Annotated in this window: 11 protein-coding genes and 1 pseudogene; 2 read left to right on the top strand and 10 right to left on the bottom strand. The window is 69.7% G+C overall.

Features of this window, described 5'->3' with window-relative positions:
* Positions 1 to 23: 23 nt before the first annotated feature.
* The 9 genes from OG309_RS37875 to OG309_RS37835 all read right to left on the bottom strand — a co-directional run bounded on the left by OG309_RS37875 (position 24) and on the right by OG309_RS37835 (position 10,786).
* A complete protein-coding gene (locus OG309_RS37875; protein ID WP_329428040.1) occupies positions 24 to 1,421 on the bottom strand; it encodes an FtsW/RodA/SpoVE family cell cycle protein in 1,398 nt (465 codons plus the stop codon).
* Entirely contained in the window at positions 1,409 to 2,569 is a 1,161-nt protein-coding gene (locus tag OG309_RS37870) for an LCP family protein (RefSeq protein ID WP_329428039.1), read from the bottom strand. Before OG309_RS37870 ends, OG309_RS37875 begins: the two co-directional genes overlap by 13 nt.
* Before the next feature lie 225 nt (positions 2,570 to 2,794).
* Positions 2,795 to 4,195: a sensor histidine kinase gene (locus tag OG309_RS37865; RefSeq protein WP_329428038.1), complete on the bottom strand. Its 1,401-nt coding sequence runs from the start codon at positions 4,193 to 4,195 to the stop codon at positions 2,795 to 2,797.
* On the bottom strand, positions 4,188 to 4,865 hold the full coding sequence (locus OG309_RS37860) for a response regulator transcription factor (RefSeq protein WP_329428037.1): 678 nt from the start codon (positions 4,863 to 4,865) through the stop codon (positions 4,188 to 4,190). Before OG309_RS37860 ends, OG309_RS37865 begins: the two co-directional genes overlap by 8 nt.
* A 174-nt stretch (positions 4,866 to 5,039) precedes the next feature.
* Entirely contained in the window at positions 5,040 to 6,752 is a 1,713-nt protein-coding gene (locus tag OG309_RS37855; RefSeq protein WP_329428036.1) for a VanZ family protein, read from the bottom strand.
* Positions 6,753 to 6,977: 225 nt separating this feature from the next.
* The gene (locus tag OG309_RS37850) at positions 6,978 to 7,388 is read right to left on the bottom strand and encodes a hypothetical protein (protein ID WP_329428034.1); all 411 of its coding nucleotides are present in this window, start codon (positions 7,386 to 7,388) and stop codon (positions 6,978 to 6,980) included.
* Positions 7,389 to 7,819: 431 nt separating this feature from the next.
* A complete protein-coding gene (locus OG309_RS37845) occupies positions 7,820 to 7,948 on the bottom strand; it encodes a hypothetical protein (protein WP_329428033.1) in 129 nt (42 codons plus the stop codon).
* Between the two features lie 967 nt (positions 7,949 to 8,915).
* Positions 8,916 to 9,692, bottom strand: coding sequence for a MerR family transcriptional regulator (locus tag OG309_RS37840; RefSeq protein ID WP_329428031.1), 777 nt, complete (start codon positions 9,690 to 9,692; stop codon positions 8,916 to 8,918).
* On the bottom strand, positions 9,692 to 10,786 hold the full coding sequence (locus OG309_RS37835) for a serine hydrolase domain-containing protein (RefSeq protein WP_329428029.1): 1,095 nt from the start codon (positions 10,784 to 10,786) through the stop codon (positions 9,692 to 9,694). Before OG309_RS37835 ends, OG309_RS37840 begins: the two co-directional genes overlap by 1 nt.
* 136 nt (positions 10,787 to 10,922) lie before the next feature.
* On the opposite strand from OG309_RS37835, the gene OG309_RS37830 reads away from it, so the two are divergent.
* Positions 10,923 to 11,789: a hypothetical protein gene (locus OG309_RS37830; RefSeq protein WP_329428027.1), complete on the top strand. Its 867-nt coding sequence runs from the start codon at positions 10,923 to 10,925 to the stop codon at positions 11,787 to 11,789.
* Positions 11,790 to 12,126: 337 nt separating this feature from the next.
* On the opposite strand, the gene OG309_RS37825 is transcribed toward OG309_RS37830, so the two are convergent.
* Positions 12,127 to 12,594 (bottom strand): hypothetical protein, encoded by a 468-nt coding sequence (locus tag OG309_RS37825; protein ID WP_329428025.1) that lies wholly within the window; start codon positions 12,592 to 12,594, stop codon positions 12,127 to 12,129.
* A 334-nt stretch (positions 12,595 to 12,928) separates the two neighbouring features.
* Between OG309_RS37825 and OG309_RS37820 the strand changes: the two are divergent.
* Positions 12,929 to 13,219 (top strand): annotated as a pseudogene (locus OG309_RS37820) (transposase); the annotation flags it as partial.
* Positions 13,220 to 13,314 lie beyond the last annotated feature (95 nt).

Here is a 13,314-nt window from a genome sequence, read left to right as displayed (position 1 = left end):
CCACCATCAGATCAAGGGCCCCCTCACATCATGACGGCCGACCGCCCCCGCTCCCCTGTGTCCCGAGGCGACCCCGTCGGCGGCAGGGGCTCGGGCGCCCGGTCGCTCACCCTCAGCAGCAGCGCGATCAGCACCCAGCTGGCGACCAGTGACGAGCCGCCCTTGGCGAGGAAGGGCAGCGCCTTGCCGGTCATCGGGATCAGGCCGAGAACCCCGCCCGCGATGACGAACACCTGGAGGGCGAGGGCGGCGGACAGCCCGACGGCCAGGAGCTTGCCGAAGGGATCGCTGACCCCGAGGGCCGCCTTCATGCCGCGCTGCACCAGCAGTCCGTACAGCAGCAGGACCGCCATGGTGCCGGCCAGGCCCAGTTCCTCGCCGATGGTGGTGAGGATGAAGTCGCTGCGGCCCGCGAAGCCGATGAGCTCGGGGTGCCCCAGGCCCAGGCCGGTGCCGGTGACGCCCCCGCTGCCGAAGCCGAAGAGCGCCTGGGCGGCCTGGTCGGAGACGAGGCCCGCGGGTCGCTCTTCGACCGGCAGGTAGATGTCCATGGGGTGCAGCCACGCCATCACACGGCCCTTGACGTGCGGTTCGGTGGCGCCGACGGCGAACGCGCCGACGGCCGCCATCAGCAGGCCGCACACGATCCAGCTGGTGCGCTCGGTGGCGACGTAGAGCATGACCACGAACATGCCGAAGAAGATCAGCGAGGTGCCCAGGTCGCGTTCGAAGATCAGCACCAGCAGGCTGATCAGCCAGACCGTGACGATCGGCCCGAACTGCCGTCCGGGCGGCAGCCGGACGCCGAGGACCTTGCGGCCGGTGAGGGCGAGTGCGTCGCGGTTGAGGACGAGGTGCCCGGCGAAGAACACCGCGATCATGATCTTGACGTACTCGCCGGGCTGGAAGGACAGCGGCCCCAGGAAGACCCACCGCTTGGCGCCGTAGGTGTCGCCGGGGAAGAACGCGGGCGCGAGCAGCAGCACGAGCGCCACCGCCATCGTCAGGTACAGGTAGCGGCGCAGGCGGCGATGGTCGCGCACCACGGCCAGCACGGCAAGGCACGTCGCTACCCCGACGACCGTCCACAGCAGCTGCCCGGTCGCGGTCGGGTCCGCGCCGAACCTCTTCGCGTACGTGATGTCCAGGCGGCGCAGCAGGACGAGCCCGATGCCGGTCAGCAGCAACGCGATGGGCAGGATCAGCGGGTCGGCGCGCGGCGCCCAGCGGCGTACGGCCAGGTGGGCGGTGAGCGCGAGGAGCAGCAGGCTGGCGGCGAACCCGGCGAGCCCTTCGGTGGGCGACGCGGTCATCGTGACGCCGGTGTACACGTACCCGTACACCGGGATCGCGACGGCGAGCAGCAGCAGGACGGCCTCGGCGCGGCGGCGCGTGCCGAGCGCGGCGGTCAGTCCACGCACGGGATGCCCCCGCCGTCCAGGGTGCGTACGCCGTCGTCCTTCTCGCCGCCCGGGGGTTTCGCGGCGGGCTCCCCGGACGGTTTCGCGCCCGGCGCGGCCGACGGGTCCGGTGCGCCCGAGGGGGCCTTCGCCAGCTTGGTGCGCACCACGTCCCGTACCTGTGCCGTGTCGACGATGTTGACGTCCTCGCCCTTGTGCTTGTCGAAGCCCGCGATGGGCAGGGTGGCGAACTCGACGTGCCCGCCGGAGAGGTTCTTGGCCTTCTCGACGAACGACAGCAGGTCCCAGCCCTTGTCCGTGACGAGGTCCTTCTTGGCGGTGTCGAGGAGCTTGACGAGCTTTCCGGGGTCGGTGAAGGTGCCCACGGAGTTCAGCTGGTGCGCGGCGGAGGCGAGGAACGCCTGCTGGCGGCGGGTGCGGTCGAGGTCGCCGCGCGGCAGCCCGTGGCGCTGGCGGACGAAGGCGAGCGCCTGCTGCCCGTCGAGGGTCTGGCGTCCGGCGTGGAAGTCGGCGCCGGAGTAGTGGTCCTTGACCGGCTTGTTGAGGCAGACGGGGACGCCGCCGAGGGCGTCGGCGATGTGGAAGAAGCCGGCCAGGTTGACCTCGGCGAAGTGGTCGATCGGCACGCCGAGGAAGTCGCGGACGGTACGGATCTCGGCCTTGCGGCCCGCCTCGCGGCCCTCGTGCTCCAGCGTGCGCCGGTCGGTGACGCCCCGCCGGGCGAGCTGCCGCTCGGCCTCGTACTTGGCGATGCCGTACGCCTTCTTGATCTTGTCCTTGCCGTGTCCGGGTACTCCCGTGAGCTCGACGAGGTCGTCGCGCGGCACGGACAGCGCGGTGGCCCGGGAGCCGTCGCCGGGCACGTGCAGCAGGATCAGCGTGTTGGTGTTGTAGCCGCCGATCTCGGAGCTGCCGGCGTGGAGCTTGTCGAGGACCGCGTCGGGCAGGTCCTCGCCGTTGTTGTCCTTGCGGCTGTCCAGGCCCATCAGCAGGATGTTGGTGTCGCCGTGCTTCGAGCGGGGCGCGCCGTCGTCCAGGGCCGTGGAGACGCCGATGCTCTGGGAGAGGTCCCGGTAGAGGTACCAGCCCCCGCCGGCGGCGCAGATGGCGGCGGTCAGGCCCGTGCATAGCAGTGCGCGGACGATCAAGGACCTTCTCGACCGGGGCCGCCTGCGCGTGCGCCTCCTCGCGCCGGTCGCCCCGGCCCTGGTGGCGGTGGCGGCCCTCGGGTCGGCAAGCCGGTCGGCCCTCCGCTCGCCCCTCCGGTCGGCCCTCAGGTCCGCCTTCTCGGTGTTCTTCGCCCGACGGTGCTTCATACCGCTCGATCCTCGGAGCACGGCCCTGAAGGATTCCTGAAGGTCCTGAAATCGCGCTCAGGAACGCCGCGGCTCCTGGACGGCGCACCCCGGCAGCGTCGCCACCAGCCGCGCGCCGCGCGGGCTGTCGGCGACGACCAGGTCCCCGCCGTGGGCGCGGGCGATGTCACGGGCGATGGCGAGGCCCAGGCCGGTGCCGCCGCTGTCCCGGGTGCGGGCGGCGTCGAGGCGGGCGAAGCGCTCGAAGACGTACGCGCGGGCGGCGGGCGGGATGCCGGGGCCGTCGTCCGTGACCTCGAGGACGGGGGTGGCGTGCTCCAGGGCGGCCCGTACCCGTACCTCGCCGGCGGCGTGCCGCAGCGCGTTGTCGACCAGGTTGGCGAGGAGCCGCTCCAACTGGGCGGGGTCTCCGCGCACCGGTACGGGCGTGTCCGCGTCGACCACGAGCGGGGCGCGCGCGGCGCCGCGCCGGGCCGCGTCCTCGGCGGCGAGCAGGGCGAGGTCGACGGGCTCGTTCCGTACGACGGGCCGGGCGTCGAGGCGGGCGAGGAGCAGCAGGTCGGAGGCGACCTGCTGGAGCCGCTCGGTGTCGGCGAGGGCGGCGCGCACGGCGGCCTCGCCGGGATCGGCGAGGGCGACCTCCAGGCGGGAGCGGACAGCGGCGATGGGGCCGCGCAGCTCGTGCGAGGCGTCGGCGACGAAGCGGCGCTGCTGGCCGACGGACTGCTCCAGGCGGTCCAGGGTGGTGTTGACGGTCCGGGCGAGCAGGGCGATCTCGTCACCGCCGGGCGGCTCGGGAACCCGCCGGTCCAGATCGCGGGCGGTGACGGCGTCGAGTTCGGTGCGGATCGCGCCGACCGGGCGCATCGCTGCTCCGGTGACGGCCCAGGCGAGGGCGGCGGCGAGCACGATGAGCGGCGGGGTGGTGGCGAGCAGGACCCAGCCGATGGCTCCGGTGGCGGCGTCGACGTCGCTGAGGACGGTCATGCCGTAGACGTAGCGGGCCTCGCCGCCGGGGGTGGTGGCGCGGATGACGACGAGATCGCTGCGTTCGCCGCCGGGCAGGATGCGCGTGGCGCTGTCCTCACCGGGCGGCGGGCGGAAGCCGGTCAGGGCGGGGACGTCGTCGGGCGCGGTGTCGCGGGTGGCGGCGACGACGTGGCCGCGGGCATCGACGACGACGACCAGGTCGACGCCGCCCTCGGAGGCGGGCAGCCGAGCGGGCAGGGTGCCGGTGTCGGCCTGGGCTGCGACTTTGCGGGCGGCGAGTTCGGTGCGGCCGTTGGCGTTCTCGAGGAGGTTGGCGCGCAGCAGGGAGTGCAGCCAGACGCCGCCGACGGTGAGGAGGAGCGCCATGGCGAGGGCGGCCGCCGCGGCGCTGCGGCCGCGCACGGTCCGGGGCACGAGCCGGGACGGCTCGACGCGGCGTGGGCGGGTGGTGCGCGGGGTGTCAGCCACCGTCGGTGGCCATGCGGTAGCCGGTGCCGTGGACGGTGAGCAGGGAGCGCCGCCCGAACGGGACGTCGATCTTCTTGCGCAGCGAGGAGACGTACACCTCGACGATGTTGGGGTCGACGGTGGTGGGGGTGTCCCAGACCTCGTCGAGGATGTCCTGCTTGGCGACGGCGCGGCCGGGCTGGGCGAGCAGGCAGGCGAGGACGGCCATCTCGCGGGCGGTGAGCTCGATCTCCGTACCGCCCCGGCGGCAGCGGCGGCCGGCGACGTCGAGGGTGAGGTCCCCGGTCTGCAGGGTGCGGTCGTCGCGGGCGCCGCCACGGCGGCCGAGCGCGCGCAGCCGGGCGAGGAGCACGACGAAGGAGAAGGGCTTCGTGAGGTAGTCGTCGGCCCCGGTGTCCAGGCCCTCGGCCTCGTCGTACTCGCCGTCCTTGGCGGTGAGCATGAGCACGGGCGTGGCGTCGCCGAGGCGGCGCAGCCTGCCGCACACCTGGTAGCCGTTGAGCCCGGGCAGCATCAGGTCGAGGACCACCGCGTCGTAGTCTCCGCCGAGGGCGAGCTCCAGGCCGCGGTGCCCGTCGTGGGCGAGGTCGACCCAGTGCCCCTCGGCGGACAGACCACGCCGCAGCGAGTCGGCCAGGCTCTCGTCGTCCTCCACAACCAGGATGCGCATCGGTCCAGCTTCACATAATAGGACGGGTGGTCGTCAAACACGCGGACCAGATCAATTCGCCCGTACGTCGACGGGGCGGGCTTGGCGGACGGTGTTCCTTTTGCAGCCCTCACCATGAAGGAGCGGGACGTCCAGCCACGGGACCGGTCTGCCGAGGCTGATCGTCCACCCGCCTCATCTTGAGCTGGGGATTATGGGCATCGGCGCGCCCCAGGCATGGGCGTTCGAGCTCATCCGGGAGTGACAGCCGTGTGACGCCCGGGTGAGGACACCCTCGGTCACGCGGTCGGCGGATGCGCCGCCGGCGTCACTGGAGTCGGCACACCCTGGAGACGAGCGTGCCGGCGAGGCTGAGGCCGGTGCCGTAGGCGAGGCCGCCGCGGAGGAAGCGGCCGACGGCGGGCGTGTGCCGAGGAGCATGTTGTCGACTCTGATGTCGCAGTGGAGCAGGGCGTCTCCGGTCATCGCGTGGTGGTGGTCGGCTGCGTGGGCGACGACGGGGTGGGCGGTGAAGGCGGGGGCGTGGGGGTAGGGGCACGGGGTGAGTGGGGCGTGCAGGGCTGCGACGGTGTCGAGGACGGCCGGGAGGTCGGGCGAGCCGGGGGCGAGATCGGGGTGGCGTCTGGGGATGTAGGTGAAGGCGAGGATGATCCAGCCCTCCTCGTCCCGTTCGGACAGGAGCTGGGGACCGGTGCCGTCGGGCAGGGTGCGGTTGAGCACCGCAGTAGCTGCCGGCGGCTTGGCTACGTCCTGCTTGTTCGCGTTCAGGAGGGCCGCGATCGCGCCCTCTTTCCGGACGCGGGGGGGGGAGGGCAGAGGGGGGTCCGGAATGTTCGTCATGACGATCTGGGTGACGAGGCCGCCACGATCGACCTGGATGTCGAGCCTCATGGGCATGAGGACGCCGTTCGCGTCGTGCCGACGCCAACTGGTCATCCAGCCGAGCTCGGCGTTCGCATCGACTTTCGTGGTCCTCGGCCGCGCATCCCGCAGCCCCCAGGAAGCGTGACGAGCCGCATATGCGCCGGCGATCTCCTGTGCCTGCTGCTCGTCGACAGGGGACGCCTTGGCGCCGGGCAGCGGGTACCCGCTGGGCTCGCCCGTGCTCGTCATGTCGAGGTAGGCCTGGAAGGTGTCCCGGCCGGGCCAGCGGAGCTCGGCGGAGCCGCCCCCGGAGAACTGGGCCATGACCGTGCCGGTACCGTCCGGCCCGGCCGCGAAGTCGACGCGGCTGACCTTGTAGTACCCGTCGAAGGACTCGTCGACGACCGCACGGATCGCGGCCTCCTGAGCCGCGTCCGCCCGCCCGATTCCCAGCGTGCGGTCCACGACCTGCGGCTCGATCGCGACTGCCCAGACCAGAGCGAGCGCGGTGACCGTGGACACGGCCGCGTAGGTGCTCCGCGCACGCCAGGCGTGGAGGAAACCGGCGCGTGGCTTCTCCAGGACGGTGACTGCCCATCCCGCGACGGCGCCGGCGACCACACCCAGGGAGTTCATCACCAGGTCACTGGAATCGCAGCCGCGTCCGAGGAAGGTGAGAGAACCTTGCAGGGTCTCGATCGCGAAGGTGAGCAGGACCCCGAAGGCGACGGTGCCGACAACTTTCCGGGTTGCCAGGACACCCAGCAGCCCGACCGGAAGAAAGAGTCCCGCGTTGAGCAGCCCCTGGTCAGTGGTGAACGGTTCGATGAGATCGCGGTTGACCACACACACCCGCGGCTGATGAACGGGGGATCCGGTCGACCAGAGCGTCAAGCTCACCACGCCAGTCACCGAGGCTCCGAAGAAGCCCTTCAGAGCGCGGTGCTCACTGGACTCGGGGGCCTGTTTGTAGACGATGAAGCCGACCGTTGCCGACAGCAAGGTCGCCAGGGCGATGAACATCCCGTGCCCGTTGAAGACGGCGTACAGCACTTGACCACTCTCTTTGCATGAACGTGAACGTGAGCCCAGTCGGTGTCCGGTAGCCCACTCGAGCTGCGTGGACCACCGGACACCGAGGAATCAGCAGGGACCAGCCGCCGGAGTCTGGTAGGTCGCCCCACCGCTCGTGTTCAGCAGGCCGTTCGTCGGGTAGCACCCGCCCGAAAGCCCGCTCCACTGAGCGTCTTACGTATTGACGGCCGTCATCGACTGCCACCCACTCCAGCGGTTCACACCCTGCCGCAGATAGCCGAGGCGGGCGGTCACGGCAGAGCCGCCCGACTTGTAGTACTGCAGCCCCACAAACGAGCCAGTGCTCGTCTCGTTGATCATGAGAACGCCATTACTCAACGTCGTACACTTGTCGCCTGGGGTGATATCGCCGGAGCCGGGACAATTGAGTGCCTGCACTCCCGTCTCGCCGGCTGTAGCCAGGGCCGCGCCACCCAGGATGGGTATCAGCGCCGGTGCGGCAACTGCAGCCGTGCTCGATGCCTTGATACGGATATCGACCTTCCGTCGGTGGATGACTCTTCTGCGTGGCCAGAGGGTGGCGGACGGATCGTGCCGTCGAGCAAAGCCGCAGGCAAAGAACATGGGGCTAGTCCGTCAAATCATGATCGAGATCAGGCCGCGGAACGAACAGCCGGTCGAAGGTCCGCCTGGTGACGCTCGACCTCTGGCCGCCAGCCGGGTTCTGCCACAAGACAGCCCGCAGTCGCTCGAAGCTGACGGCTCTTCGAGTCACTCGCAGTTGACGGCTGGAACACAGCTCACCGCCGCTCCAGCGGAGGTGAGCCGAAGCGCTGGGCGAACCAGTGGACCACCCCCTGTCCTCTCCGCGCGAGCGGAGGTGAGCCGGTGCCGGTCTGGTCCAGAGTGACCGTGGCTGGGTCCTCTCCGTCAGCGAAGGTGGGCCGCAGGCGATCCTCAAGCAGGAGGACACCCGGCTGGCCTCTCCGCGCGAGCGGAGGTGCGCTGCAGGCCTCGTCCTCCGTGAGGCAGGCACCGTCAGGAGAACGCGTGGGTCACCGAGCGTTCCTCTCACCCAGCTTCTGGGCCAGCTCGGAGGCAACCTCCTCGCTGCTGCGTGTCAGGGCTGCCGTCGGCTGCGGGTCGCACCGCAGCAGCACCCGGTGCCAGTAGGCCTGAGTCATGCTGGGACGTGCGTGACGTCGTCCAGGTCCGCGTCCGCCAGCTCCTGCTCGAAGGACTGGAGGTCTCCAGGGATCCCCAGCCCCCCGGAGCGGCACAGAGTTCGGCGAGCGTCCGCATCGACGGCACGGACCCGGCGAGGCCGTAGCCGGGTTGCGCGGTCACGTGGGCCTCCCCTGGGCGTTCTTGGCGTCGTGTGCCAGCGTACGTGGCGGCTGGGCCCGGGCGGTCAGGCCGCCGAGTGGTCCCTCTCAACTGCGCTGCGTGGTGCGTGCCTCCGCGCAAGTCTTGTGCGACGGTGCCCCTTCCTCGTCCCGTAGATTCGCGGCGTGGTGGCAGTGTCGGCATGGCCGGACCTCAGACGCCCAGTGCGCGTTCGACCCCCAGTTCAACAGCCGCCCCTCAGCTCGGTCGGCGGACCCTGGCTGCCGTGGAACTGCAGCGACCGGAGCCGGGGAGGTCTATGCAGAGAGCGGCGTCGTCTGCGCAGGCGGGGGAGGCATCGGCAGCGGAGCTGGCTGGGGGAATGCCGGCGGACGAGGAGCGGCCTGCGCGCCGTGCCAGACGATGTTCGCCAACGTGTCCGCCTTCCACCCTCGGAGAAGCCCAACCACACCGACGATAGAACCAGGAACTGACAATCCGGCAGACATAGGATCAGCCGCACGAATCCGGACAACCACTTCGTATGCGACCCGAGACCGCGAGACCACCGCCCGCTCTCGGCATGGGGTGGCACGATCACCGGCATGAGTGAGTGGAAAATCGCCCTGGTCGCGGCCGGGGCGGCCATCCTCGGCAGTCTCATGACCGGCTTTCGTCGCCTGGCTCGTCGGGCACCGAAAGCCAAAGGCGCTGAGGTCGCACAAGCGCCTCGGCCTGGGGCAGACCACCGCTGTGCTCCACCCCCACACCGCGGCCGACACTGTCAGCCGATCACATACAGGGACACGATGAACTTCCAGGACCTCATCGGTGGGGGACGGGTAGGCCCGCAGCGCGGAGTCTGGTCTCGGTGAGCGCGGTCAGCCGGGCTGAGATCGGTGCCTGGTCCTCGCGGTGGTTGTTGATCAGCTTGTACTGAGCCGAAGCCTTGGCCCATGCCTGCAGGCTGGCGGGATCCCCCAGCAGCGCGGGGTTGGCGAGGTAGCGGTCGGCCATTGCGGCCGCGAGCTCCTCGATCCTCGGGTCGTCCGGTTCCCAGGTCTCGGCCTCCTGGCCGCGCTTGGTCAGGTCGATGTACTCGGGGTCGTCCAGCCCGTGTTCGAGTTGGGTCAGGAAGCCGTCGAAGCCCTCCGGCACCAGCGCCCGGGCCAGTACCAGGGCCTCGCGTTGTGCGGCCACGTAGTCGGGGCTGAAGCCGAGGCCGGGCATCCGGTCCAGGACCGCGCAGGCGCGGTCGGGAAGCAGGGCCTGGTCTCCGTCGGCGAGCCGGAGCAGCGTGTCGCGGCGGGCGACCAGCTCATCGATGCGTTCGGTGAGCTGCCGCTCGACGTCGGTGAGCGCGGCGCCGAACTGCGCGGCGTCGGCGTCGAGCATGGGCCCGATCTCGGCTAGCGGCACGCCCGCGGCGGCCAGCGTCCGCACCTGCACGAGGCGCAGCAGCTCGCCGGATCCGTACCGCCGATAGCCGGAGCTGTCACGCGCCGGCTCCGCGACCAGGCCGAGCTTGTGGTAGTGCCGCACCGTCTTCACCGTGACGCCGACGAACGCCGCCGCCTGCCCGATCGTGACCCCGTTCCTCATCAGCCCAGTTTGCCGCAGAACACTGCGTCGACGAAACGCTGCTGGGCGGTCTGGAATGCCGGTGCTATCGACAGGTCGGCGTCGTCCACCCAGGTCAGCCCGGCGGTCAGGGTCTTGCTGCCGTCGGGGGTGCTGTACATCAGCGCCGCCGAGCCCATGGTGGCGCCGTTGTGGTGGAAGACGGTGCCGCCCTCCGTTTCCTGCGCGAACACTCCAAGGCCGTAGCCGACCGTCGCCTCCGGCGTGCGCATCTCGGCCAGCAGCTCGGCCGGCAGGAGCTTGCCGCCCATCACTGCGGAGAAGTACGTGTGCAGGTCCCGGGTGGTCGAGATCATGTCGCCGCCGGCTCCGACCCAGGACGGGTTCTGACGGGTGACATCGACCGTCCGCTCTTGTCCGACGTCCTCGTAGCGGTAGTAGCCGTGGTTGTGCGGCTCGGGGATCTCCGGCGAGGGGCCCGGCGCCACGGTGCCGGTCATCCCCAGCGGCCCCAGGATCAGCCGCTGCAACTCCTCGACGAACGGACGGCCGGTGACCTTCTCGACCACCAGCCGGGCCAGCACGTAGTTGGTGTTGGCATAGCTCCAACCCGCCCCCGGCGCGAACCGCGCCGGCTTGGACAACGACAGCCGTACCAGCTCCTCGGGCAGGTAGGTCTTGAACCGGTTGTCCACCCACTCCTTGCCCTGCCAGGGAACCCCCAGCACAATCGTCCCGTCCTCGTAGAGCTCGCCGGTGTGGTTGAAGATGCCGCTGGTGTGCTGCAGCAGCATCCGCACAGTGATCCTCCGGTCGAGACCGAACTCGGGCAGGTAGTCATCGGCAGGGGCGTCCAGGCCGATCCTTCCCTCGGCCACCAGCAAGAGCACCGAGGTGGCGACGAAGTTCTTGGTGCTGCTGCCGATGCGGAAGTGCCCGTTCGTCAGCGGCTTGGCGTTCTGGCCCAGCTCGCGCACACCAGCACTGCCGACCCACTCGCCCTGCTCGTCGTTCACCCGGAGCTGGATCCCGACGAAGCCAGCCTCGGCCAACTCCTCGATCGCCTTCTGCAGCTCCGGACGATCCTGGCCCTGGCCGGAAAGGTTGGTGGACATGTTGCTCCTTCACATCGGTTGTGCCCGGGTCGGCGTCGTGCCGATGCGATGAGCCTCCACCCTGCCCCAAGGTCAACCTCAACTGTGATCCATCAAACCGTCGACGCAGAGCACCCCATCCCCAAGAGGAGACAGGGTGCCGATCGACACCATTGCGCGGAACCGTTCGAGGAAGACTGCCGAGCCCGGTTGGGCCACACAGACCGAGCACGGCGACGTCATAGCCCAGCACACTGGCGCCAAGTACAACGTCAACCTGGACAGTTACAAGGACGGCGGCCCCAGCAGGCGGACGAACCTCGCGTACGACCCCATCAACGACTGCCGGAACATCCTCGGCGGGCAGCAGGGTGCGAGGGTGGTCAGTCACTTCCAGTACTGCTCCGTCAAGAAGCAGGCGTTCAACTGGGTGGACAGCACGGGGAAGGTCGTCGGAACAACGAGCTACGTGCAAACCACTGCGGGACAGGCGCCGCAGGATTACCGGGAGATCTACTACCAGGCCAATCTCGGATTCTTCGACTTCGTGGGCTACCACAACGACCTGGCCTTCGAGGTGGTCGGAGACACGCTGGGATACAGCGGATCTGACGGCTCCAATCCGGCCTGCGGAATCATCAACAGCGCCAACAATCCGAAGACGATCGAGCAGTGGCGAGCCAACGGCAACGCGGTCGCCACGACCGTGTTCGACCAGGACAAGTCCCTGGCAGTCGGCCGGGATTTCGTGTCGCGCTGCCCCATCTCCATGGTCACCAGCCCCGGCATCCTCAACTACCGGGATGCGATCACCGGGATCAGGCTTGACTCGGCCAGCTACCTCGAAGGCACCGTCGGCAGCGGGATCTTCGACCAGGTCACGCCGAACCTCACCTACGGCGTCAGCTCCACCGCGCACGGGGCCGTTGCGGCAGACATCTACACGGCGCTCAACAACCCGAGCGCCACCACACTGTCGTCGCAGGCAAGTCCATCCCCGGGGGTACGGTGGACCGCCCGCTGACCCGGCTGTACGAAGGCTGGGACGCGGTCGCCGCTACCCAGCGGCAGAAGAACATCACGGCCAAGAACAACGCCTGCGCGCCCATCAGGCCCGCAGACCCCACGGGCCTGGACTGCGACGATCCCCTTCGGATCGACCTGGGAGGGGCCGGCCGCAGGGACCAACTTCTCCGTGTACCTCGACCTCTCACAGAACCGCTCTGCCGGAGCGACCCTCGGGAACTGGTACACCAAGGACCGGATCCTCCACAAGGACAAGTTCATCGTGACGATCACGCCGTGACGTCCACGCTGACGACCAGGATGTAACTCAACCGCACGCTCAGGCTGTGCCCTGGTCAACCACGGGCGGGGCACAGCCACACGCGGACGTCATAGCGCTCGGGATCATCAGCACTCCCTGGCGCAAGCCGCCACACCTTCACCTCGTGCTCACCCTCGTCCAAGACCACCAGGACGGGGCCGGGCTCCCGGCCTTCCACGTTGACAACCGCAAGCTCTCTGTCAGGCACCATGATGCGAGACGTTCCCAGCAGCGTGCCTTGACCGTCCGGCGCGGACGCCTCCCAGACGGACAGCGCAACCGCGATCCGCCCAGCCGAGCCCAGCGTGGCAATACCGATCGCCTCTCCGTTGCCCTTCACGGAGTCACCCTCAGGGATGGCGGTCACGACGTCAGCGCCGGGTCCGTTGCCGGCTACCAGCCAGAACTCGCTGTGTGACACCCACAACGCGTCATACACCACGTCCCAGGGCCGGGCATGGGCGAATAGTTCTTCGCCGGCGAACGCCGTCTCAGGATCCATGGCCGCTACCGTAGCGTCGGCCGTCAGCCCGGACCGCCCAGTTTCGGGTCTTGATCTGGCCGATCGGCGACAGGAGCCGGGGCACCCATTTTCGGGGTGAAATGGCCTCCGTCTGCCAGCAGGAGGAGTAGGACCTCCCCCCTCCGACACCAGACCTGGTGGAGACGGTGCAGTCCGCGGATCTCGCACCCGACGCCGCGTACAAGCAGGTCGCCCGGACGCGCGGCGCCTCGCTCATCCTTCGGGGAAAATCAGGACGGAAGACTCGGCCTCAAGGCCAGCGCTTCCAGCACGATCACGCCCTGCTCGCGATCCCGTCCCCGTCGCCTTCCTGGTCGGCCGGCCAAGGCGACGACCGGGCTCGCTGCTGGCCGACCGGGGCTACGACCACGACAATACCGCCGGCTAGTCTGTGCCATGGGCGTCAACCAGCCATCGCCCGACGAGGCGTCCCGCACGGCTCCGGCCTGGGCGTCCCCGCTGGGTCATCGAGCGGACGATTGCCTGGCTGCACGGCTTCCGACGGCTACGCGTCCACTGGGAACGACGCGACGACACCCACGAAGCCTTGCTCGACCTCGCCACCTGCCTCATCACTCACCGACACGTCCAACGCCTTTGTTAGGGCCTCTTACGAGCTGGTGCGTGATAGCGGGTGAGGCGTCCGTGCTGGTGGATGGCATGATCCGGCTGTGGCAATCATGGTCGGCCGGCGGTTCT

Origin of the sequence: Streptomyces sp. NBC_01268, from assembly GCF_036240795.1 — a bacterium.
In the GTDB taxonomy this organism is placed as follows: Bacteria; Actinomycetota; Actinomycetes; order Streptomycetales; family Streptomycetaceae; genus Streptomyces.
The sequence above is the reverse complement of the archived record's forward strand: the minus strand, read 5'-3'. Positions and strand labels throughout refer to the sequence as shown.